Origin of the sequence: Paralcaligenes ureilyticus (assembly GCF_004346225.1) — a bacterium.
Lineage (GTDB): Bacteria > Pseudomonadota > Gammaproteobacteria > Burkholderiales > Burkholderiaceae_B > Paralcaligenes > Paralcaligenes ureilyticus.
Map to the genome: position 1 here is coordinate 34,791 of NZ_SMAJ01000022.1, position 20,342 is coordinate 55,132.

General features: G+C 56.5%; 27 protein-coding genes. 19 read left to right on the top strand and 8 right to left on the bottom strand.

What is annotated here, in order from left to right:
• The first annotated feature begins 99 nt into the window (after window positions 1–99).
• The gene (locus EDC26_RS18635; protein ID WP_132585689.1) at window positions 100–1,572 is read left to right on the top strand and encodes a M81 family metallopeptidase; all 1,473 of its coding nucleotides are present in this window, start codon (window positions 100–102) and stop codon (window positions 1,570–1,572) included.
• Between the two features lie 188 nt (window positions 1,573–1,760).
• Here EDC26_RS18635 and EDC26_RS18640 read toward each other — a convergent pair whose 3' ends face one another.
• From EDC26_RS18640 to EDC26_RS18675, 8 genes are all read right to left on the bottom strand, one after another.
• Complete coding sequence (locus tag EDC26_RS18640) at window positions 1,761–3,275, bottom strand: M81 family metallopeptidase (protein WP_132585693.1); 1,515 nt, start codon at window positions 3,273–3,275, stop codon at window positions 1,761–1,763.
• A 14-nt stretch (window positions 3,276–3,289) separates the two neighbouring features.
• On the bottom strand, window positions 3,290–4,546 hold the full coding sequence (locus EDC26_RS18645; protein WP_132585696.1) for a Zn-dependent hydrolase: 1,257 nt from the start codon (window positions 4,544–4,546) through the stop codon (window positions 3,290–3,292).
• Window positions 4,547–4,577: 31 nt separating this feature from the next.
• Window positions 4,578–5,285, bottom strand: coding sequence for an ABC transporter ATP-binding protein (locus EDC26_RS18650; protein ID WP_132585699.1), 708 nt, complete (start codon window positions 5,283–5,285; stop codon window positions 4,578–4,580).
• Entirely contained in the window at window positions 5,282–6,046 is a 765-nt protein-coding gene (locus EDC26_RS18655; protein ID WP_132585702.1) for an ABC transporter ATP-binding protein, read from the bottom strand. Before EDC26_RS18655 ends, EDC26_RS18650 begins: the two co-directional genes overlap by 4 nt.
• Window positions 6,043–7,032, bottom strand: a complete 990-nt coding sequence (locus EDC26_RS18660; protein ID WP_132585705.1) for a branched-chain amino acid ABC transporter permease — start codon at window positions 7,030–7,032, stop codon at window positions 6,043–6,045. Before EDC26_RS18660 ends, EDC26_RS18655 begins: the two co-directional genes overlap by 4 nt.
• Entirely contained in the window at window positions 7,033–7,890 is an 858-nt protein-coding gene (locus EDC26_RS18665) for a branched-chain amino acid ABC transporter permease (RefSeq protein ID WP_132585708.1), read from the bottom strand.
• 48 nt (window positions 7,891–7,938) lie between these two features.
• The gene (locus EDC26_RS18670) at window positions 7,939–9,150 is read right to left on the bottom strand and encodes an ABC transporter substrate-binding protein (protein ID WP_132585711.1); all 1,212 of its coding nucleotides are present in this window, start codon (window positions 9,148–9,150) and stop codon (window positions 7,939–7,941) included.
• 154 nt (window positions 9,151–9,304) lie between these two features.
• The gene (locus tag EDC26_RS18675; protein ID WP_132585714.1) at window positions 9,305–10,732 is read right to left on the bottom strand and encodes an NAD-dependent succinate-semialdehyde dehydrogenase; all 1,428 of its coding nucleotides are present in this window, start codon (window positions 10,730–10,732) and stop codon (window positions 9,305–9,307) included.
• Window positions 10,733–11,178: 446 nt separating this feature from the next.
• Between EDC26_RS18675 and rplN the strand changes: the two genes are divergently transcribed.
• The 18 genes from rplN to rplQ all read left to right on the top strand — a co-directional run bounded on the left by rplN (window position 11,179) and on the right by rplQ (window position 20,107).
• Window positions 11,179–11,547 (top strand): 50S ribosomal protein L14, encoded by a 369-nt coding sequence (gene rplN / locus EDC26_RS18680; RefSeq protein WP_132585717.1) that lies wholly within the window; start codon window positions 11,179–11,181, stop codon window positions 11,545–11,547.
• 10 nt (window positions 11,548–11,557) lie between these two features.
• The gene (gene rplX / locus EDC26_RS18685; RefSeq protein WP_132585720.1) at window positions 11,558–11,878 is read left to right on the top strand and encodes a 50S ribosomal protein L24; all 321 of its coding nucleotides are present in this window, start codon (window positions 11,558–11,560) and stop codon (window positions 11,876–11,878) included.
• Between the two features lie 12 nt (window positions 11,879–11,890).
• Complete coding sequence (rplE, locus tag EDC26_RS18690) at window positions 11,891–12,430, top strand: 50S ribosomal protein L5 (RefSeq protein ID WP_132585723.1); 540 nt, start codon at window positions 11,891–11,893, stop codon at window positions 12,428–12,430.
• Window positions 12,431–12,441: 11 nt separating this feature from the next.
• Window positions 12,442–12,747 carry a 30S ribosomal protein S14 gene (gene rpsN, locus EDC26_RS18695; protein ID WP_132585726.1) on the top strand — a complete coding sequence of 102 codons (306 nt, stop codon included), beginning with the start codon at window positions 12,442–12,444 and terminating at the stop codon, window positions 12,745–12,747.
• Window positions 12,748–12,759: 12 nt separating this feature from the next.
• Window positions 12,760–13,155 (top strand): 30S ribosomal protein S8, encoded by a 396-nt coding sequence (gene rpsH, locus EDC26_RS18700; RefSeq protein WP_132585729.1) that lies wholly within the window; start codon window positions 12,760–12,762, stop codon window positions 13,153–13,155.
• A gap of 10 nt (window positions 13,156–13,165) precedes the next feature.
• Entirely contained in the window at window positions 13,166–13,699 is a 534-nt protein-coding gene (rplF, locus tag EDC26_RS18705) for a 50S ribosomal protein L6 (RefSeq protein ID WP_132585732.1), read from the top strand.
• 21 nt (window positions 13,700–13,720) lie between these two features.
• Window positions 13,721–14,086 carry a 50S ribosomal protein L18 gene (rplR, locus tag EDC26_RS18710; protein ID WP_132585735.1) on the top strand — a complete coding sequence of 122 codons (366 nt, stop codon included), beginning with the start codon at window positions 13,721–13,723 and terminating at the stop codon, window positions 14,084–14,086.
• A gap of 15 nt (window positions 14,087–14,101) precedes the next feature.
• Complete coding sequence (gene rpsE, locus EDC26_RS18715) at window positions 14,102–14,623, top strand: 30S ribosomal protein S5 (RefSeq protein ID WP_132585738.1); 522 nt, start codon at window positions 14,102–14,104, stop codon at window positions 14,621–14,623.
• Window positions 14,624–14,626: 3 nt separating this feature from the next.
• Window positions 14,627–14,812, top strand: a complete 186-nt coding sequence (rpmD, locus tag EDC26_RS18720) for a 50S ribosomal protein L30 (protein WP_132585741.1) — start codon at window positions 14,627–14,629, stop codon at window positions 14,810–14,812.
• Between the two features lie 11 nt (window positions 14,813–14,823).
• Window positions 14,824–15,264 carry a 50S ribosomal protein L15 gene (gene rplO / locus EDC26_RS18725; protein WP_132585744.1) on the top strand — a complete coding sequence of 147 codons (441 nt, stop codon included), beginning with the start codon at window positions 14,824–14,826 and terminating at the stop codon, window positions 15,262–15,264.
• Between the two features lie 11 nt (window positions 15,265–15,275).
• Window positions 15,276–16,604 (top strand): preprotein translocase subunit SecY, encoded by a 1,329-nt coding sequence (secY, locus tag EDC26_RS18730; protein WP_132585747.1) that lies wholly within the window; start codon window positions 15,276–15,278, stop codon window positions 16,602–16,604.
• A gap of 10 nt (window positions 16,605–16,614) precedes the next feature.
• The gene (infA, locus tag EDC26_RS18735; RefSeq protein WP_068375372.1) at window positions 16,615–16,833 is read left to right on the top strand and encodes a translation initiation factor IF-1; all 219 of its coding nucleotides are present in this window, start codon (window positions 16,615–16,617) and stop codon (window positions 16,831–16,833) included.
• A gap of 31 nt (window positions 16,834–16,864) precedes the next feature.
• Window positions 16,865–16,978, top strand: coding sequence for a 50S ribosomal protein L36 (rpmJ, locus tag EDC26_RS18740; protein WP_003805360.1), 114 nt, complete (start codon window positions 16,865–16,867; stop codon window positions 16,976–16,978).
• Window positions 16,979–17,014: 36 nt separating this feature from the next.
• Window positions 17,015–17,380, top strand: a complete 366-nt coding sequence (gene rpsM, locus EDC26_RS18745; RefSeq protein WP_132585751.1) for a 30S ribosomal protein S13 — start codon at window positions 17,015–17,017, stop codon at window positions 17,378–17,380.
• A gap of 14 nt (window positions 17,381–17,394) precedes the next feature.
• Window positions 17,395–17,796, top strand: coding sequence for a 30S ribosomal protein S11 (rpsK, locus tag EDC26_RS18750; RefSeq protein WP_132585754.1), 402 nt, complete (start codon window positions 17,395–17,397; stop codon window positions 17,794–17,796).
• 11 nt (window positions 17,797–17,807) lie between these two features.
• Window positions 17,808–18,431 carry a 30S ribosomal protein S4 gene (rpsD, locus tag EDC26_RS18755; protein ID WP_132585757.1) on the top strand — a complete coding sequence of 208 codons (624 nt, stop codon included), beginning with the start codon at window positions 17,808–17,810 and terminating at the stop codon, window positions 18,429–18,431.
• Between the two features lie 157 nt (window positions 18,432–18,588).
• Window positions 18,589–19,575, top strand: coding sequence for a DNA-directed RNA polymerase subunit alpha (locus tag EDC26_RS18760; RefSeq protein ID WP_132585760.1), 987 nt, complete (start codon window positions 18,589–18,591; stop codon window positions 19,573–19,575).
• A gap of 145 nt (window positions 19,576–19,720) precedes the next feature.
• A complete protein-coding gene (gene rplQ / locus EDC26_RS18765; RefSeq protein ID WP_132585763.1) occupies window positions 19,721–20,107 on the top strand; it encodes a 50S ribosomal protein L17 in 387 nt (128 codons plus the stop codon).
• The last annotated feature ends 235 nt before the right edge of the window (window positions 20,108–20,342 follow it).

Below are 20,342 nucleotides of genomic sequence, written 5' to 3' on the forward strand. Positions count from 1 at the left end.
GGGGCTTGTGTTAAAGCGCAGTATATTGGGCTTTGAGTCAGCGTGTCGTTGTGGCAGAGGCTGGAGAGATACAACGATGTATTCAATAGGAGAGGGTGGATGAGACTTTTATTGGCCACGTTTAAACACGAAACGAATACTTTTTCCCCTGTAGCAACGCCGTTTGAGCGTTTTTTTAAGGGCAGCGCCGGCACCTTGGCCGGCGCTGCCGCGATTGCCGCCCGGACAGGAACGGGTAGTGGAATCGGTGGTTTTATCGATGTGGCGGCGCGATACGGCGCCCAGATCATCGTGCCTATCGTTGCCGACGCCTGGCCCAGCGGGCCGGTTGATCGCGCCGCTTACGAGAAAATTGTTGAGGCCATTCTGCTTGCGGCCGAAGATGTCTTCGATGGCATTTTGCTGGACTTGCATGGCGCCATGGTGGTTGACGGGATTGAGGATGGCGAAGGCGAGCTGCTGCGGCGCTTGCGGCTCATCCAGCCGTCCGTACCGATAGGCGTGACGCTGGATATGCACGCCAATCTCTATCCGGATATGGTGGCCCATGCGACGGTGATTACGGGCTATCACACCTACCCGCATATTGATATTTACGAGGCTGGGGTACGTGCGGCAGAGATTATTTGCAAGACGATTCAGGGCGAGCTTCATCCGGTGATGTCCTGGGGCAATCGCCCGATGCTGCCGCACGTGATGCGTCAGGGCACTCATACCGGACCGAACCGGGATTTGCAGGAGCGCTGCAAAGAGCTTGAAAAGGCCACGGTTCTGGCCGCGTCGCTATTTGTCGGATTCCCTCATGCTGATATTTCCAATGCGGGCCTAAGCGTGGTGGTGTGCACGGATGCGCGCCCCGATGTAGCCAGCGCAAGCTGTGAGTCACTGCTAAATGAAGCCTGGAATCGCCGTGCCGAGTTCTTGTTCGAGTCGGTGCCCCTGGTCGATGCGGTCAAGTCGGCGGTACGATGCACCGACTATCCGGTCGTGTTGCTGGATCACTGCGATAACGTCGCATCCGGCGGTACCATGGATACCACCGTGGTCTTGCGGGAAGTGATCGATCAAGGGATCAGCAATGCGGCGTTCTACGCCATATTTGATCCGGCAGCCGTAAGCCAGGCGATCGCTGCGGGGGTGGGTAATAGCGTGACCATATCCCTGGGCGGGAAGGCTCAATTGCTGGCCACCGGCGAGGCGAATCCGGCTCTGTCGGTAAACGCTACGGTGCGCACGATCAGTGATGGCCGCTTCAAGCTGTGGGGCCCCATGAGTGCAGGGGTTGAAATTTGCACCGGCCCGACCGTTGTTCTGGATACGGGCCGTATTTTGATTGTGGTGGCATCCGGCCATATGGAGCCCTTCGATTTGAATTGCTTTTATTCCCTGGGCATCGATGTACGCAACATGCATTACGTGGTCATGAAGAGCCGTGTTCATTGGCGGGCCGGATTTACCGGTTTGGTCAAGCAGGTCATCGAGTGTGACGGCGTAGGCGTGACAACGTCCGATTATTCCAAACTGACGTTCAAAAACGTGCGCCGGCCTATGTATCCCCTGGATCCGATGTAAGCCGCGATTGTTTTGGTCCCTGGTTCGATGGCAGCCACAAGGGCTGCCGCTACAAAATTCACGGCCGGGTCTTTGTCGGTACGATCTTGGCTGTCAAGGATTATGGCACCCACAAGGGGTGCCGCTACATTAGCGGTGGGGTACGTTTTTGTAGCGGCACCCCTTGTGGGTGCCATGTTGGCTACGCATTAAGCCGGCCATTGCGTCTGAGGGTCGAGCGGGTAGACGGGGTGTTCGATATTCTTGAACGGGAACAAGGCGTAGTTTGAGCTGGTAACCCCGCTGCTGTCGCACTCGACAAAGCCTTTTGCGATGGGAAAAAATACAGGCCGACAATACATGCGCGATTTTAAAAGCAGAAAATCCTTTTTTGCAGGGTCCAGACCCACGCTTGTGAATACGCCCAAATCCCAGGGTTCATGAGTGCGCTCGGTGACGACGAGCTCCAGATCGCCGCACACAAACAGCGCCGTCCGGCCCATGCTGCATTTCAAACCGGTATAAGTGGGTCCTGAAATAATATATTCGCCATTGGTCAACCGCTTGATGCGGCCGGTAAGCGTAACGGGCTCTTTCACAATGCCCAGGCTGCTTAGGGGCCGCTTGTTGCCAAGCCGGAGCGTGAGGTTGGCGCCTTCACCGGCCTGCGCCATTTGGTCGACGGCGTCGGGGTCGCATAAAGGGCCAACACCAATATTGTTCAGCCCTTGCGCCAGCGCTTCTTGCAGCACGTCCATCGTGTCGCACGTGCCGCCCGACATGCAGTTGTCGCTGTGATCGAGCAGCAGAATCGGGCCTTGTGGGTTGCCACACTCGGCCGACTGAATCCGGGACTGTCCGCTCATGTCTTTGGCGCCGCGTATGGAATCCGCCAGCGGCGGGCTGGTATAGACGAAACCTTCTCGAGACTCCCAGATCAGCGTGGCGATATTGTGCGCGGCCTGTTGTGCGGACGCCGAATCTTTTCCTACGGTCACTACGCTGATGCAGGGTGCAGCAATATCGGCCAGGGCAAACCCGGCCAGCACAGAGGCCGCGAGGACGCCATTTTGTTCTGCCGCTTTGGCTGCCTCGATCGCCGCGTGCATGGCTGGCGACTGATCGGCGCTTTTTAGCGTGTGTGTCATCAGGGGCAGGCGCTCCCAGGCAATGACGGGCTTGATATCGCCGGCAAGCATCTCGAGCAGCAGCTTGCCGGCGTGCGCTCCGGTTTCGTACATGTCGATGTGAGGATACGTCTTGAAGCTCACGATGACGTCGGCGTTGTCGATCATTTTTTGCGTAACGTTACCGTGCAGGTCGAGCGCCACGCCAATCGCCTTTTGCGGGTGGCGGGCTTTCAGGCGCTCCAGCAAATCGCCTTCGCCATCCTGGCTGTTTTCAGCCACCATGGCGCCGTGCAGGTCCAGCATCATGGCATCGCAATGATCGGAAGCGGCCACGATGCAGTTGCATAGGGTGTCGTAAGCGGCTTGCGCTACGGGGCCGCTGGGGTTTGCCGTGGCTGAAACGGGCGTAAGTATTTCGGCTCCCGCCGCGCGGGCCAGATCGATAAAGGCGCTCATCGCCGTTCGCCCACCGAGGTTTTCCGCATAGGCATCAGCGTCGTAGGTGGGGCCATTGACGCCGAAAGCCGCAAGTGGGGTAGGAACCGGCGAGAACGTATTGGTCTCGTGGTTCATTCTGGCAATGAGTATTTTCATAATGTTTGGCCGCCTTAATGGGGCACGACGTGGGCTTGTGCCAGCATGGCCAGCAAAAGTACGTTGCCGCCGGCGGTGATGTGTTCCGGTTTGGCGTCTTCGATTTCGTTATGGCTGATGCCATCCTTGCAAGGGATGAAAATCATGGCCGTAGGCGCGACGCGAGCCAGGTAAACCGCATCGTGCCCGGCGCCGCTGACGATTTCTGTGTGCGATAGCCCGAGCTGATCGGCGGCAGACTTTACCGCATTGACCTGCTCCGCGTGAAAAGGTTGCGGTGGGAAATAAACGACTTGTTCGATATCTACCGACACGCCGGTTTCCTGTTGCGTGCAAGCCTTTCTGATGGAGGCATCCATGGCCAACAGAATTTCGTCCGAAGGAGCACGAAGATCTACGCTGAATTTGACTTGGCCTGGGATCACATTGCGCGAGTTGGGGTAGTTGTCGAGCCATCCTACCGTGCCACGGCCATGGGGGGCGTGGGCCAGGGCAATTTGGTTGACGCAGCGTATCAGATCTGCGGCCGCCAGCAAGGCGTCTTTGCGTAATTCCATAGGCGTGGGCCCGGCATGAGCCTCCATGCCGGTTACGGTCACGTCATACCAGCGCTGGCCTAATGCGCCGGTGACAACGCCTATGGTGTCGCGCCGGGCTTCGAGTATGGGGCCTTGTTCGATGTGCGCCTCGAAGTAGGCTTTGATGGGGAAGTGTTCGCTAGGCGTTGTGCCTGCGTATCCTATTTGTTCCAGCGCGGTGGCCACACTGATGTTTTTCACATCGGTTTGTTTCAGGGTGTCGGCCAGGGGAAATGCACCGGCGAAAACGCCCGACCCCATCATCACGGGGACAAAGCGTGAGCCCTCTTCGTTGGTCCACACGGCCACTTCAATGGCCGCTTCGGTCTGAATATCAAGATCGTTGAGGGTGCGCAGGACTTCAAGTCCGGCCAGGACGCCATAGTTCCCATCGAATTTTCCGCCCGTGGGTTGGGTGTCGATATGGCTTCCGGTTAGCACGGGGGGTAAATCCGGGTTGCGACCTTCACGGCGGGCGAAAATATTGCCGATGGTATCGATGCGGATCGTGCAGCCGGCTTCCCGAGCCCATTGCACGAATAGATCACGCCCCTGCCGATCCAGTTCGGTTAGCGCCAGACGGCATACTCCGCCTTTGGGGGTTGCACCGATTTTGGCCAGGGCCATGAGTGATTGCCACAACCTGGCGCCATTGATGCGCACGGTGCTGACAGCATGGTTGGGAGCGTTCATAGAAGTCTCGAATAGAATTTTTCGTCAGGTATTAGTGCGAAATGGCGCCTACACCGAGATATTGGTCTTTGACGTAGGCGTCATTCATAAATGAAGCGTTGTCGTTGGTGTAGACAATTTTGCCACTTTCAATAATGTAATGGCGCTCGGCGAGCTGCATGCAGACTTCCAGATTCTGCTCCACGAGCAATATTGAGATGCCTTGCGCTTTGATCAGTTTAAGCTGAGCGACGATTTCTTCCACGATGACTGGCGCCAGGCCTTCGACGGGTTCGTCGAGCATCAGAAGCCGGGGGTTGTTCATTAATGCGCGGCCTATGGCCAGCATCTGTTGCTCGCCGCCGGACAATTGAGCGCCTCCGTTGCGGCGACGCTCGTATAGGCGCGGGAAGATTTTATAGATATCGTGCAACGACCAGGGCGAGCCTTTTTTACGGCCCAGATTCAGGTTTTCTTCGACGGTCAGCAAACGGAAAATGCCGCGATGCTCGGGCACCAGGCAAATCCCCTGGCTGGCAATGCGGTAGGCGGGCAGCAAGGTCATGTCCTGGCCCTTGAAAATTATTTTGCCGCTCGCCGGCGTAATGAGCCCGGCGATGCTTTTTAGTGTCGTGGATTTTCCCGCCCCGTTGCGGCCCAGCAGGGTCACCAGCTCGCCTTGTTTTACTTCGAGGCCGACACCCTGGATAACATGGCTTTTGCCGTAATAGCTGTGGATATCCTGTACCTGCAGCATCATCGTCCCCCGGTAATCATGCCGCCCAGATACGCGCTTCGGACGCGTTGATCGGATTTGATCGCGCCGGGAGCGCCTTCCACCAGCACTTTGCCTTGTTGCATGACGGTGATCGTATCGGAGATATCCATGACGATGCCCATATTGTGCTCGATCAAAATCACAGTCAGGTCGTTGCGCAGGCCGTAAATCAGTTTTTTCATGGAGTCGATGTCATCGATGCCCATGCCCGACGTAGGCTCGTCCAGAAATATGGCTTTAGGTTTGGCGGCCAGCGCCATGCCGACTTCAAGACGCCGTTGCTGGCCGTGCGATAGCGCACTGCTTAGATTGTGCCGGACTTGCGCCAAACCAATCTTGTCGAGTATGGATTCAATCGCATCGGATTGGTCGGGAGCAAGCCGAATAAGCGACCACAAGCGCAGCGCCTGCCGTGGGTGTGTGCCTTGTATGGCGAGCCTCAGGTTTTCGTGAACCGACAAGGTGGGAAACAGCGAGGTCACCTGGAAAGATCGCGCCATACCCACTTGCACGCGTTGATAGTCGGTTCGTCGACTGACATCGTGGCCATCGAAAACAATGGACCCTTCAGTCAGGGGAACGGTACCCGTCAGTGTGTGAAAAAGGGTGGTCTTGCCCGCGCCGTTAGGGCCGATGACCGAATGTATGGTTTTGGCCTGCACCCGCAGATCGACGCCCGACAGCGCCAGGAATTTTCCATAGCGCTTAACGACATTCCTGGCTTCAAGTAAAGGCTGACTCATGTGGAGGGCTCCTCCGCCGTTGGGTTGGAGGTGCGGCCCGGCTTTACGCAGCGTTTAAACATCAGCTCGCACAGACCCCACAGGCCGCCCTGCATATACAGGCTAACCACCATCAGAAGCAGGCCAAAAAGCAGTAGCCAGCGCGGCCACAGATTGGACAGCCAATCGGATGCGATAACGTACAAGGCGGCGCCCAGCACCGAGGCAAACAGATTGCCGGTGCCGCCAATCACCGTTACGACCAGAATGGTTTCGCTCATGTGGTAGTTGATACTGGTGAGCGGCGCAATGCCGGTCATCATTGCGTAGAGGGCGCCGGCCAGGGCGGTTGTCGCCCCTGACACCATGAACGCGACCAGCTTGAACAGGGTGATGTTGTAGCCTACCGCCGTGGCGCGTGCCGGATTGTCGCGGATCGCCAGCAGGGTGCGGCCGAAAATGGATTCGACCACTCGCTGCAGCAGATAAAACACAATGAGAAAGATAATCGCGACAAAGGTGTAGTATTCCCAGCTGGTTTTGTTGGGCAGCAAAACATAGCCGAAAAGGGTGAGCGGCAGGGTGGGGATATTAAGCAGGCCGTTGTCGCCGCCGGTCCATTCGGGGGTGGAGTAGGCCAGAAAGTAAAACATCTGCGCCAAGGCCAGGGTCAGCATGACAAAGTAGGCGCCCTTTTGCCGGATGGTAAGCCAGCCAATGGCGGCTGCAATCAGGGCGCCCACCAGTATGGATATGAGCAGCACCAGGGGCATGGGCAGGCTGGTGCGAGTCAGGATTATGCCCAGGGTGTAGCTGCCCATGCCGAAGAAGATCCCCTGACCAAACGACAGCAAGCCGGTGTATCCCAGCAAGACATTGCAGGCGAGCGCTGCCAAGGCGTAAATTAATACCTCCGAGGCAAGCGAGCCCGACTTCAAGACAAGTGGCAGAAGGAGCACGGTCGCCAGGGCAAGAAGCATAAGTCGATGTTTGCGTAGTAGATTCATCTAGGCTCTCCCCAGCAAGCCATTGGGGCGAAGAAGCAGGACCAGCGCCATCGATACGTAGATCATCAGGCTCGCACCCTGTGGCCACAGGGTGCTCATGACGCTTTGCACTATGCCCACCAGCAGCCCGCCTAGAAGAGCGCCGCCGAAACTGCCCATCCCTCCAATCACTACCACTACGAATGCGATGGCAATGGCCTCGACTCCCATGAAGGGTTCTACACCGCGGAGCGGCGCCGCAAGGGTTCCTGCCAGGCCGGCGGTGGCGGCGCCCAACGCAAAGACCAGGCCGAAAGTTCGATGAATGTTGATGCCCAGCAATGTCACCATTTCGGTGGATTCGCTACCCGCCCGTACGGTGCTGCCCAGACGGGTGCGTTCGAGCAGCAGCCAGATAAGTATGGCAAATACGGCAGTAAACGCGATGACGAACAGGCGGTATTTGGGATAGATGAAGCCACCCCAAATGACCACTCCTTTTAGCAGGTCGGGCGGCGCCACATTCATTCCTACAGGCCCCCACCCCAGTATCACCAGCTCTTGTATGGCGAGCGCCAGGCCTACCGTAAATAGAATGTGGAATTCGTGCGGCAAGTTATAGACCCTGCGCAGGATAAGCCGCTCGGTTAGCCACGCCAGAGCGCCGACGACGCACGGGCCGATGACCAGCGTCCACCAGAAGTTCGCACCCCATTGCTCGGCCTGGTAACAGGCATAAGCGCCCAATACAAAAAAGGCGCCGTGAGCGAAGTTCACAAATCGCAACAGGCCGAAAACGATCGACAGCCCAACAGCGAGCAGGAAATAAAGCATACCGATGCCGATGCCGTTGATCACTTGCAGCACATAAACATTCATAGGCAATCTGAACCTTAAGGGTGGGCGCTTATATTGCCCGACGGTACGTCAGGCTGGCATTTTGCAACCGGTTTCGGCCACCGGCAGGAATGATTGACCGGCGTGCAGGATTTCGCAGTAATCGTCCTTGTCTTTCATCTTGTTTTTAGGCTTGCCCTTTAGCAGGTAATAGTTCTTCACGACCTGGTGATCCCCCTTGCGGATCGTTTCGGGGCCGGTCAGACCATCGTAGCTCGTACCCTCCATGGCGGCGATGACTTTGGCCGGATCGGCAGAACCTGCCTTGACGATGCCGTCGAGCATCAGTTTGGTGCAGATGTATCCCCCCGCCAGGCTATAGTTGGGATTCATCTTGAACTTGGCCTGGGTTTGTTTGACCAGCGTGTGGTTAAGCGGGCTATCGATACCGTGCCAGTATTGCACGCCGAAGTAGACGCCTTCGCACAGATCGGCGCCCAGCGACTGGAATTGTTCGAGACCCGACGCCCAGGCGATCAGGATGGTGGTATTGGTTTTCATGCCGAAGCTGACGGCCTGGCGCAAGGTTTCCGAGCTTTGCGAGCCGAAGTTCAGCAGTACCAGTACGTCGGGCTTTGTGGCCATGGCATTGGTCAGGTAGCCGCTGAATTCTCTTTCGTCAAGCGAATGGTAGCTGTTTCCAACGTGCTCCAGTCCTTCCTTCTTGAGCAGGTTTTTGGTGGCGGTGAGCAGGCCTTCGCCAAATACATATTTAGGCGTAATCGTGTACCACCGTTTTGCCTTGGGCAGCAACTTGATGAGCGGTCCGACCGTTTCCTGAACGGCGCCATAAGTGGGAACGGACCAGCGGAAGGTTGCATGATTGCAGTCCACCCCGGTGACTTCATCGGCGCCGACAGTCGTGACGAAAACCCCGCCCAGTTTGTCTATGGCCTTACCCATCGCGAGCCCGACCGACGAGAGCACTCCCCCGGCGAAGAAACGCGCATTCGATTGCTGAAACAGATCTTGTACCTGGCGTATTCCAACCGCCGGCTTGCCTTGCGAGTCGAGAATCTTGTATGCCAACGGCCGATTCAGCACCTTGCCGGTTTCGTCGATAATCAGCTGTACTCCCATGGCTGCGAACTTTCCGTTGGCGGCAAACGGGCCCGACATGGAGTTTGGTGCGCCAAATAAAATGGGGCCTGTATCCGTGGCCGCAAACGCGGATTTGAGGCCGATCAAAGGGCTTGCCATGGTGGCCAGGGCGCCAAGTTTAAGTAATTCTCGTCTGTTCATGAAGGTCTCCGGTTGTGATCAGGTTTTAGCTTTTATTTATAGAGGTATTGAATAACGCCGAATGGCAAGGCTTTAAGTGGATTTGCAGAACAAAAAAACCCAACAAACTGCATTAAACAGCTTGTTGGGTTGAAATGAAAAGAATTTTTGAGATTTAAATATGCGTCACAAACTTGGTGACCAGGTAGCCGTCGAAAGTTTCCGTGCCGCCTTCACTGCCGATGCCGCTATCCTTGATGCCGCCAAAGGGGGTTTCGGGCAAGGCGCTGCCGAAATGGTTGATGTTGACCATGCCAGCCTCGATGCCGTTGGCGACTTTGGTGGCCGTTTGCAGCGAGTTGGTGAATACATAGGACGACAGGCCAAAGGGCAGGGAATTGGCGCGTTTGATCACGTCGTCGGTGTCGGAGAAGCGTGTAATGGGCGCAATCGGCCCGAACGGCTCCTCGGTCATGAGCATGGAGTCTTCGGGCAGATCCGTGACCACCGTGGGCGCGAAAAAATGCCCGACCCGTTTCAGAGGTTCGCCGCCCAGTACGACTTTACCGCCCATCTTTAGGGCATTTTCCACAAATTTGGTCATGGTGGGCACGCGCCGTTCGTGGGCGAGCGGACCCATTTGGGTTTCCGGGTCCAGTCCGTCGCCAACCTTGACGGTTTTAAGGGTGTTGACGAATTTCTCCAGAAATTGGTCGTAGGCTTTTTCGTGGACATAAAAGCGGGTGGGAGATACGCACACCTGGCCGGCGTTGCGTACCTTGAACCGTGCCAATTGTTTGGCGGCACGGTCGATATCGGCATCTTCAAACACCAATACCGGCGAATGACCGCCCAATTCCATGGTGACGCGTTTCATATGGGCGCCAGCCAATGCGGCCAGGTGTTTACCCACAGGAACCGAACCGGTAAACGACACCTTGCGTACGATGGGCGAACGGATCAGGTGCTCGGACACTTCGGACGGGATGCCCCAAACGATATTGAGCACGCCGGCAGGCAGGCCGGCGTCATGAAAAGCGCGTGCAATGGCCATGACCGCGCTGGGCGAGTCTTCCGGGCCTTTAAGAATAATGGTGCAGCCGGCGCCGATAGCGGCGCAGATTTTGCGTATGGCCTGGTTGTAGGGAAAATTCCAGGGCGTAAAGGCCGCACACACGCCGATGGGTTCGCGCAATACCATTTGGCGCACTTCGGGGCTGCGAGGCGTAATGACGCGGCCATAGATGCGGCGGCATTCTTCGGCGTGCCAGTCGGCGTGGTCCGAGCAGGCCATGACTTCGCCCACGGATTCACCCAGGGGTTTGCCTTGGTCGAGCGTCATGTTGCGGCCGATTTCCTCGGCTCGTTCACGTGATAGCTGCCCGACGCGGCGCAGTATTTCGGAGCGCTTCATGGGGGAACTGTGGCGCCAGGTCTCGAAAGCGCGAGCGGCGGCGGCCAGGGCGCGATCGAGATCGGCGGTGCTCGCGTGAGGGAGCTGCCCCAGCACTTCCAGTGTGGAAGGGTTGGTGACCTCCTGGGTCTTGCGGCCGTCCGCGCCCAGAAATTCGCCGTCTATATAGAGTGCTAGCTTTTCGTACATACTGTGCGTCCTTGCATTGATGTAAAAATGAGAGTCCTGGTCCAGCCTCGGCCTTGCCCCGGGCTGGGCCGTGAGGCCCGAATGCGACATGCCTTGCTTGATAGGGCTTGCTACTTGCAATTCGTATGAAACTAGAATACCATAACGGACTTGCTTGTCGAAATAGCGTCGCCCATGCATTACGCACATGTAATACGCACATACTACGGGTGGTGTAATTTGAGGCGAGGCAGACAGGTTAAAAGTAGTTAGCAGTTGTAGTAGGCCCAGTAGTTGTAGACCCGGCGATTAAGATTAATAGCAGAATTCAACCCAGGGTTCACAGGTTGCAGGTGATTTGGCTAGCCCAAATGCGCTCGCGGCAGGCGAATCTGACGGGACCAAAACTGGTTGTACGGCGTTGCCCAATAGCGGCGCGGTCCAGCTAAGTTGGAACAGGAAAAATCATGATCCAAATGCAGACCACGCTAGATGTGGCCGACAACACCGGCGCACGTAGAATTATGTGCATCAAAGTGTTGGGCGGCTCCAAGCGCCGTTATGCCGGCATCGGTGACATCATCAAAGTGAGTGTCAAAGATGCGGCTCCTCGCGGACGCGTCAAGAAAGGCGAGATTTACAACGCAGTAGTGGTTCGCACCGCTCACGGCGTGCGCCGCAAGGACGGCTCGCTGATTCGTTTCGGTGGCAATGCCGCCGTGTTGCTCAATGCCAAGCTGGAACCCATCGGTACCCGCATCTTCGGACCTGTAACGCGTGAACTGCGTACAGAGAAATTCATGAAGATCGTATCCCTGGCCCCAGAAGTGTTGTAAGGAGCGAACCATGGAAAAAATTCGTAAAGGCGACGAGGTCGTCATATTGGCAGGCCGCGATAAAAAACGCCGCGGCACCGTATTGCGACGTGTCGATGCCGACCATGTGCTGGTCGAAGGCATCAATGTTGTCAAGAAACACGTCAAACCCAATCCCATGGCGGGTAGCCAGGGCGGTATCGTCGACAAGACCATGCCTATTCATATTTCGAACGTGGCGCTTTTCAATCCCGAAATTGGCAAAGCTGATCGGGTCGGAATCAAAGTCGTCGACGGCCGCAATGTCCGTGTATTCCGTTCCAGCGGCGCCGTCGTTGGCGCCAAGGCTTAAGGGGCGAACAACATGGCTCGTTTACAAGAGTTTTACCGCAGCAAGGTTGTGGCCGACCTGCAGGCCAAATTTGGCTACAAAAGCGTAATGGAAGTGCCTCGCATCACCAAGATCACCCTGAACATGGGTGTGTCGGCGGCGGTGTCGGACAAAAAGGTTATCGAGCACGCCGTGTCCGATCTGACCAAGATCGCGGGCCAGAAGCCCGTGGTGACCAAAACGCGCAAGGCTATCGCGGCTTTTAAAATCCGCGAAGATTATCCCATCGGTTGCATGGTCACCCTGCGTGGCCAGCGCATGTACGAATTCCTGGATCGTCTGGTCTCCGTGGCTTTGCCGCGTGTGCGCGACTTCCGTGGTATTTCGGGTCGTGCGTTCGATGGACGCGGCAATTACAACGTCGGGGTGAAAGAGCAAATCATTTTCCCCGAAATCGAATACGACAAAATCGACGTGTTGCGTGGGATGAATATCAGCATCACCACCACCGCCAAGACCGACGACGAAGCCAAGGCGCTGTTGACTGCCTTCAGCTTCCCGTTTCGCAACTAAGGGGCGATGACGTGGCAAAACTTTCACTCATCAATCGCGACATCAAACGCGCCAAGCTGGCGGAGAAGTTTTCTGCCAAACGTGCTGCGCTCAAGGCCGTCATCGGCGATCAGTCGAAATCCGACGAAGAGCGTTATCAGGCTCGTTTGCAACTGCAACAACTGCCGCGCAATTCAAACCCGACCCGTCAGCGCAATCGTTGCGTGGTGACAGGCCGCTCGCGTGGTGTTTATAGCAAATTCGGTTTAACTCGTCACAAACTGCGCGAGATGGCAATGCGCGGCGAAGTGCCGGGCATGACCAAAGCCAGCTGGTAGGAGAAATTACACATGAGCATGAGCGATCCCATCGCCGACATGTTGACCCGTGTGCGTAATGCACAGCAAGTTAACAAGACGTCGGTCAGCATGCCCTCCTCGAAGCTTAAAGTGGCTATTGCCGCTGTGCTGAAAGATGAAGGCTATATCGACAGTTTCCAGATCGTCGGCGACAAGGCCAAGCCTGTCCTCGAGATCTTGCTGAAATACTACGCCGGGCGTCCGGTCATTGAACGTATCGAACGTGTTTCACGTCCCGGATTGCGTATCTACAAAGGTCGCACGTCCATCCCTCAGGTCATGAACGGCCTGGGCGTGGCCATCGTATCGACGTCGCGCGGTGTCATGACCGATCGCAAGGCTCGCGCTGATGGCGTGGGCGGCGAAGTGTTGTGCTACGTGGCATAAGGAGACTCACATGTCACGCATTGCAAAATACCCGGTCGCTGTACCAAAAGGCATAGAAGCTGCAATCAGCGCAAACCTGATTACGGTCAAGGGCCCGTTGGGCACACTGACTCAAGCCCTGACGGGCGACGTCAACGTCAAGCTTGAAGACAATCAACTGACGTTTGTTGTTACTAATGAAACTCGTCATGCGAAAGCCATGTCGGGGACCGTGCGCGCGCTGGTCAACAATATGGTTGCCGGCGTCAGCAAAGGCTTCGAGCGTAAATTGACTCTGGTCGGCGTGGGCTATCGTGCCCAGGTCCAGGGCGATTCGCTCAAGCTGCAACTTGGTTTTTCTCACGACATCCTGCACAAGGCGCCTGCCGGCGTCAAGATAGAGTGCCCGACCCAGACCGAAATTGTGATCAAGGGTTCGGACAAGCAGGTTGTTGGTCAGGTGGCGGCCGAAATCCGTGCCTATCGTTCTCCCGAGCCTTATAAAGGCAAAGGCATACGGTATGCGGACGAACACGTCGTCATCAAAGAAACCAAGAAGAAATAAGCGCGCAGACAAGGACGAATCATGGACAAAAAAGTATCCCGTTTGCGTCGTGCAGTACCGACCCGCCGGAAGATCCACGAGTTGCGTGTACATCGCCTCTCGATTTTCCGCTCGAATCTGCACATATACGCCAATATTATCTCGCCCGAAGGCGACCGCGTGCTCGTCAGCGCTTCGACGCTCGAGCCCGAGGTTCGCAAAGAGCTTGCCGACAAGAAAGCCAGCGGTGGCAATAGCGCCGCAGCTGGTCTGGTAGGCAAGCGCGTTGCCGAAAAGGCAAAGGCGGCCGGTATCGAACTGGTTGCTTTTGACCGTTCGGGCTTCCGTTATCATGGCCGCGTGAAAGCGCTGGCCGACGCCGCGCGTGAAGCCGGCCTGAAATTCTAAGCAAGGAATTGTCAAATGGCTAAAGCACAAGGCAAATACGCCGCCGAGAAAGAGAGCGACGACGGCTTGCGTGAAAAAATGATTGCGGTCAACCGCGTCAGCAAAGTGGTCAAGGGTGGTCGCACCATGAGCTTTGCTGCGTTGACCGTGGTGGGCGATGGCGATGGTCGTATCGGCATGGGCAAAGGTAAAGCCCGTGAAGTGCCCGTTGCCGTTCAAAAGGCAATGGAGCAGGCACGGCGCGGTTTGCTCAAGGTAGCTCTTAAAAACGGTACTTTGCACCATACGGTTACGGGCAAGCACGGCGCTTCGAAGGTCTTGATCCAGCCCGCGGCCGAAGGTACTGGCGTTATCGCCGGCGGCCCGATGCGCGCAATCTTCGAAGTGATGGGTGTGCGTAACGTGGTGGCCAAGAGTCTGGGTTCGAGCAATCCTTACAACATGGTTCGCGCAACGCTCAACGGCTTGCGTGCCTGCTCGACTCCTTCCGAAGTGGCTGCCAAGCGTGGCAAGTCGGTTGAAGAAATACTGGGGTAAGTCATGGCGCAAAAGCAAATTAAAGTAACCCTCGTGCGCTCTGTTATTGGCACCAAGCAGTCTCATCGCGACACCGTTCGCGGTCTGGGCCTGGGCAAGCTCAATAGCAGTCGCGTGTTGGTCGATACGCCCGAGGTGCGTGGGATGATCCGCAAGGTGGATTACCTCGTCACCGTTTCGGAAGCCTAAAAGGAATCGGGATGTCAGAAACTCAACTCAATACGTTGCAACCTGCCGCTGGCAGCAAGCACGCCAAGCGCCGCGTAGGCCGCGGCATCGGCTCCGGCCTGGGTAAAACCGCCGGTCGTGGTCATAAAGGCCAGAAATCGCGTACCGGCGGCTTTCATAAAGTCGGCTTCGAAGGCGGTCAAATGCCTTTGCAACGCCGCCTGCCCAAGCGCGGTTTTACTCCCATGGGGCAACACCTTTCGGCCGAAGTTCGCCTGTCCGATCTGCAACGCCTGCCCGTCGATGAAATCGACGTTCAAGTGCTCAAGCAGGCCGGCCTGGTTGGCCACAGTGTGCGTTATGCCAAAGTCATCAAGGCGGGCGAGTTGTCGCGCAAGGTTACGCTCAGGGGCCTGACGGCAACGGCGGGCGCTCGCGCAGTCATCGAAGCCGCTGGCGGCTCGTTGGCCTAAGAGGGGTTACGGTGGCTAAAGCGCAGGCACAGAACAGCAAGTCGGGCTCCGGATACGGCGATCTCAAGCGCCGTGTGGTGTTCCTTGTGCTGGCCCTGGTCGTCTATCGTTTGGGAACGCACATTCCGGTGCCGGGGATCAACCCTGATTCGCTCGCTGAGCTGTTTCAGCACAATCAGAGCGGCATCCTGGGCTTGTTCAACATGTTTTCCGGTGGCGCGCTCGAGCGTTTCTCGGTCTTCGCGTTGGGGATCATGCCGTACATCTCGGCTGCGATTATCATGCAGCTGATGGCGGTGGTGGTGCCTACGCTCGAGGCGATCAAGAAAGAAGGGCAGTCGGGTCAGCGCAAAATTACGCAGTACACGCGCTACGGCACCGTGTTTCTGGCGTTGATCCAGGCGGTTGGCATCTCGGTGGCTCTTGAGTCCCAGCCTGGTCTGGTTATCGATCCGGGCATGATGTTCCGCTTCACCACGGTGGTGACGCTGGTGACTGGCACGATGTATGTGATGTGGGTCGGCGAGCAGATTACGGAGCGTGGTCTGGGCAATGGTATTTCGATCCTGATTTTTGCGGGTATCGTGGCTGGTTTGCCTAATGCGTTGACGGGCTTGCTTGATCTGGTGCGTACTGATGCCATGTCGGTTTTGTCGGCGCTTTTCATTCTGGTGCTGGTCATAGCGGTAACGTATTTCGTGGTGTTTGTCGAAAGCGGGCAGCGTCGTATTACTGTCAATTACGCCAAGCGCCAGGTCGGCAACAAGATCTATGGTGGGCAAAGCTCTCATTTGCCGCTGAAGCTGAATATGTCAGGAGTTATCCCTCCCATTTTCGCTTCGTCGATTATTTTGCTGCCCGCCACGATTACCAGCTGGTTTTCCGCCAACCCGCACATGCGCTGGCTGGGTGACCTGGCCGCGGCGATTACCCCGGGGCAACCGCTGTATATCACGCTGTATTCGGGCTTGATCATTTTCTTCTGCTTTTTCTATACGGCGCTGGTGTTCAATAGCCGTGAAACGGCAGACAACCTGAAAAAGAGCGGTGCTTTTGTTCCAGGCATACGTCCGGGCATGCAAACCTCGCGGTATATCGACAAGATACTTATGCGTTTGACGCTGGCCGGTGCGATTTATATTACTCTGGTGTGTTTGTTGCCTGAACTGATGCAGGCACGCTGGAACGTACCGTTTTATTTTGGAGGCACCTCTTTACTGATTATTGTGGTGGTGACCATGGACTTCATGGCGCAGGCCCAAGCCTACATGATGTCTCACCAATATGACTCGCTCCTGAAGAAGGCTAACTTCAAAGGCGCGGGGCTGCCAATGCGGTAAAGAAGGAACAATGGCAAAAGACGACGTTATACAAATGCAAGGTGAGGTCATCGAAAACCTCCCCAATGCAACTTTCCGTGTCAAGCTTGAAAACGGCCATGTAGTGCTGGGCCACATTTCGGGCAAGATGCGTATGCATTACATCCGGATTTTGCCGGGTGACAAGGTCACAGTGGAACTCACGCCCTATGATCTGTCGCGCGCCAGAATTGTATTCCGCTCTAAATAAGCGATCGGCTACAGGAAACCAGGAGTCAACCATGAAGGTAATGGCATCAGTAAAGCGGATCTGCCGCAATTGCAAGATCATTAAACGTCACGGCGTGGTGCGTGTCATTTGCACCGACCCACGTCACAAGCAGCGTCAAGGCTAAACGGCCGAAACGTAACGGATTTAACAAGGAACAGTCATGGCCCGTATTGCTGGCATTAACATTCCGCCGCATCAACACGCCGAAATCGGACTTACTGCCATTTTTGGCATTGGTCGCGCTCGCGCCCGCAAAATTTGCGAAGCGTCGGGTATCGCCGTATCGAAGAAGGTCAAAGACCTTACCGATACCGAGCTCGAGCGTATTCGCGAACATGTAGGTGTGTTCACGGTTGAAGGTGATTTGCGTCGTGAAGTGCAACTATCGATCAAACGTTTGATCGACTTGGGAACTTATCGCGGCATGCGCCACAAACGTGGCCTGCCAGTGCGTGGCCAGCGGACCCGCACCAACGCGCGCACCCGTAAAGGTCCGCGTCGCGCCGCAGCGTCCCTGAAGAAATAATCGAGGAATAGAAGATGGCGAAAGCTTCCACCAGCGGCGCAACCCGCGTACGCAAAAAAGTCAAGAAGAGCGTTTCGGACGGTATTGCGCACGTTCACGCGTCCTTCAACAATACGATCATCACCATTACCGATCGTCAGGGCAATGCGTTGTCCTGGGCCACATCGGGCGGTGCGGGTTTCAAAGGCTCGCGCAAGTCCACGCCTTTCGCTGCTCAGGTGGCAGCCGAGTCGGCCGGACGGGTCGCTCTGGAATACGGCATCAAGACCCTCGAAGTTCGCATCAAGGGCCCAGGCCCTGGCCGCGAGTCGTCTGTGCGGGCACTGAATGCCCTGGGAATCAAGATTTCCAGTATTTCCGACATCACGCCGGTGCCGCATAACGGTTGCCGCCCACCCAAACGCCGTCGCATCTAAGGGGAAGCATCTTGGCACGTTATATTGGACCTAAATGCAAGCTCTCGCGCCGCGAGGGTACCGATTTATTTTTGAAGAGCGCCCGTCGCTCGCTCGACTCGAAATGCAAGATCGAGTCCAAACCCGGTCAGCACGGCCGCACGTCTGGTGCGCGTACGTCCGACTACGGTTTGCAGCTGCGTGAAAAGCAAAAGCTCAAACGCATGTATGGCGTACTCGAGAAGCAATTCCGCCGGTATTTTCAAGAAGCAGAGCGTCGCCGTGGCAACACGGGCGAGACCCTGATTCAACTGCTGGAATCGCGCCTGGACAACGTCGTATATCGCATGGGCTTTGGTTCGACCCGCGCTGAAGCGCGCCAGCTGGTGAATCACCGTGCTGTCGAGCTCAATGGCAAAACCGCCGACATCGCGTCCATTATCGTCAAGTCCGGCGATGTGGTGGCGATTCGCGAAAAAGCCAAAGCGCAGCTTCGCATCCGCGAGTCGCTGGATCTGGCCAATGGCCAAGGTCTGCCGCAGTGGGTAGAAGTCGATGCCAGCAAATTGGCCGGCACCTTCAAGCAAGCTCCCGATCGTGCCGATGTTGCTCGCGACATTAACGAGTCGATGGTCGTCGAGCTGTATTCCCGCTAATTGTTAAGTCAAGAAGCGCAGCTGTATTTCGCGACAGGCCCACTTTTCCGCTTAAGCTGAAAAGTGGGCTTTGCGATGTCATTGGCCGGTCTGCCCGGCTTGTCCGTCAGCCTTATCGGTGTAACGAGCCGAGGGTATTGAAAAGGAATAACAAGTCATGTCGTCTCAAGGTTTTTTAAAGCCCCGCTCGATTGAAGTGGTCCCTGTAGGAAAAAATCACGCCAAGGTCGTGATGGAGCCCTTCGAACGCGGTTATGGTCACACGCTGGGTAACGCCCTGCGCCGCATTTTGCTCTCGTCCATGACGGGCTATGCGCCTACCGAAGTTCAGATTACCGGTGTGGTGCACGAGTACTCCACTCTGGCCGGTGTGCGCGAAGATGTCGTCGACATACTCCTGAACCTGAAAGGGGTGGTGTTCAAGCTGCACAATCGCGAAGAAGTGACGCTGGTCCTGCGCAAGCAAGGCGCCGGCGTGGTTGTGGCCAGCGATATCGAATTGCCGCACGATGTGGAAATCATCAATCCCGATCACGTTATTGCAACGCTGACCGATGCCGGCAAACTGGAAATGCAGATCAAGGTTGAGCAAGGCCGCGGCTATGTGCCGGGCAATGTGCACGCTTTGATCGATGATCGCACTCATACCATAGGCCGGATCGTACTTGACGCTTCATACAGCCCGGTTCGCCGGGTCAGCTATGCGGTCGAAAGCGCTCGTGTTGAGCAGCGTACCGACCTGGACAAGCTGGTGCTCGATATCTACACCAATGGTGTGGTCTCGCCCGAAGAAGCGGTGCGTCAGTCGGCTCGCCTGTTGATGGATCAGATCTCGGTCTTTGCGGCGCTTGAAGGCGCCGGCGACTCTTACGAAGTGCCTGCTCGCGGCACGCCGCAGATCGATCCGGTGCTGTTGCGTCCGGTCGACGATCTGGAGTTGACGGTGCGTTCGGCCAATTGCCTGAAGGCCGAAAACATCTATTACATCGGCGACCTGATTCAGCGTACGGAAAACGAGTTGCTCAAGACTCCCAATCTGGGCCGCAAATCCTTGAACGAAATCAAGGAAGTGCTTGCTGCACGCGGCCTGACGCTGGGCATGAAGCTGGAAAACTGGCCTCCCCTGGGCCTCGAGCGTCCCTAAATGTAGCGGCAGCCCTTGTGGCTGCCAACAAAGGGACGGTCAACAGGTGTTGCCGTCCCATCACCACCCGGCCCGCAGCGTTGCTGATAGAAGAGCCGGTTAATTAGACGGGTCAAACCGTTCACTCGATTCAAAGGAAAACATCATGCGTCATCGCAGTGGTCTACGTAAGTTAAATCGCACCAGCAGTCATCGTCTGGCTATGTTCCGCAATATGGCGGTGTCGCTGCTCACGCACGAAGCCATCAAGACGACTTTGCCCAAGGCCAAGGAGTTGCGCCGTGTGGTTGAGCCTCTTATTACGATGGGTAAAGAGCCTACTTTGGCCAATAAACGTTTGGCGTTTGCGCGCTTGCGCGACCGTGACGCGGTGGTCAAGCTTTTTGCTGAAATTGGTCCGCGTTATAAAGAGCGCAATGGCGGTTATACGCGTGTATTGAAGATGGGTTTCCGTCAGGGCGATAACGCGCCTATGGCGTTCATGGAACTGGTTGACCGTCCTGAAGTTGTCGAGGCTGACGACGCAGAATAAGCCGGGCTTCTGTAGCGGTAGATAGCGCCACCCGTAGCGCCACCCCTTGTGGGTGGCATTCGCTGCAGGTGGCATTCTTTTTGTGCCGCCCTATGCCGCATAAAACCTTCTAGCGCCGCGTCGTGGGCGGTTAAGGTGGATCGGGCTCTGACGGTCACGGTCATGGCTGCGCCATGACTTCCCGCGCGCAGGGCCGGCTTCGGGGCGGCGTGCGAACTCGTGGGGCGAATAGCCC

Excerpts from the sequence above, each read along its gene's own strand:
- rpsH (WP_132585729.1), top strand. The coding sequence starts at position 12,760 with ATGAGCATGAGCGATCCCATCGCCGACATGTTGACCCGTGTGCGTAAT.
- rplE (WP_132585723.1), top strand. The coding sequence starts at position 11,891 with ATGGCTCGTTTACAAGAGTTTTACCGCAGCAAGGTTGTGGCCGACCTG.
- EDC26_RS18665 (WP_132585708.1), bottom strand. The coding sequence starts at position 7,890 with ATGAATGTTTATGTGCTGCAAGTGATCAACGGCATCGGCATCGGTATG.
- rplX (WP_132585720.1), top strand. The coding sequence starts at position 11,558 with ATGGAAAAAATTCGTAAAGGCGACGAGGTCGTCATATTGGCAGGCCGC.
- rpmD (WP_132585741.1), top strand. The coding sequence starts at position 14,627 with ATGGCGCAAAAGCAAATTAAAGTAACCCTCGTGCGCTCTGTTATTGGC.
- rplF (WP_132585732.1), top strand. The coding sequence starts at position 13,166 with ATGTCACGCATTGCAAAATACCCGGTCGCTGTACCAAAAGGCATAGAA.
- infA (WP_068375372.1), top strand. The coding sequence starts at position 16,615 with ATGGCAAAAGACGACGTTATACAAATGCAAGGTGAGGTCATCGAAAAC.
- EDC26_RS18645 (WP_132585696.1), bottom strand. The coding sequence starts at position 4,546 with ATGAACGCTCCCAACCATGCTGTCAGCACCGTGCGCATCAATGGCGCC.
- EDC26_RS18670 (WP_132585711.1), bottom strand. The coding sequence starts at position 9,150 with ATGAACAGACGAGAATTACTTAAACTTGGCGCCCTGGCCACCATGGCA.
- rplR (WP_132585735.1), top strand. The coding sequence starts at position 13,721 with ATGGACAAAAAAGTATCCCGTTTGCGTCGTGCAGTACCGACCCGCCGG.
- rplQ (WP_132585763.1), top strand. The coding sequence starts at position 19,721 with ATGCGTCATCGCAGTGGTCTACGTAAGTTAAATCGCACCAGCAGTCAT.
- EDC26_RS18660 (WP_132585705.1), bottom strand. The coding sequence starts at position 7,032 with ATGAATCTACTACGCAAACATCGACTTATGCTTCTTGCCCTGGCGACC.
- rplN (WP_132585717.1), top strand. The coding sequence starts at position 11,179 with ATGATCCAAATGCAGACCACGCTAGATGTGGCCGACAACACCGGCGCA.
- rpsK (WP_132585754.1), top strand. The coding sequence starts at position 17,395 with ATGGCGAAAGCTTCCACCAGCGGCGCAACCCGCGTACGCAAAAAAGTC.
- rpsE (WP_132585738.1), top strand. The coding sequence starts at position 14,102 with ATGGCTAAAGCACAAGGCAAATACGCCGCCGAGAAAGAGAGCGACGAC.
- rpsM (WP_132585751.1), top strand. The coding sequence starts at position 17,015 with ATGGCCCGTATTGCTGGCATTAACATTCCGCCGCATCAACACGCCGAA.
- EDC26_RS18635 (WP_132585689.1), top strand. The coding sequence starts at position 100 with ATGAGACTTTTATTGGCCACGTTTAAACACGAAACGAATACTTTTTCC.
- EDC26_RS18650 (WP_132585699.1), bottom strand. The coding sequence starts at position 5,285 with ATGATGCTGCAGGTACAGGATATCCACAGCTATTACGGCAAAAGCCAT.
- EDC26_RS18640 (WP_132585693.1), bottom strand. The coding sequence starts at position 3,275 with ATGAAAATACTCATTGCCAGAATGAACCACGAGACCAATACGTTCTCG.
- EDC26_RS18760 (WP_132585760.1), top strand. The coding sequence starts at position 18,589 with ATGTCGTCTCAAGGTTTTTTAAAGCCCCGCTCGATTGAAGTGGTCCCT.
- EDC26_RS18675 (WP_132585714.1), bottom strand. The coding sequence starts at position 10,732 with ATGTACGAAAAGCTAGCACTCTATATAGACGGCGAATTTCTGGGCGCG.
- rplO (WP_132585744.1), top strand. The coding sequence starts at position 14,824 with ATGTCAGAAACTCAACTCAATACGTTGCAACCTGCCGCTGGCAGCAAG.
- EDC26_RS18655 (WP_132585702.1), bottom strand. The coding sequence starts at position 6,046 with ATGAGTCAGCCTTTACTTGAAGCCAGGAATGTCGTTAAGCGCTATGGA.
- rpmJ (WP_003805360.1), top strand. The coding sequence starts at position 16,865 with ATGAAGGTAATGGCATCAGTAAAGCGGATCTGCCGCAATTGCAAGATC.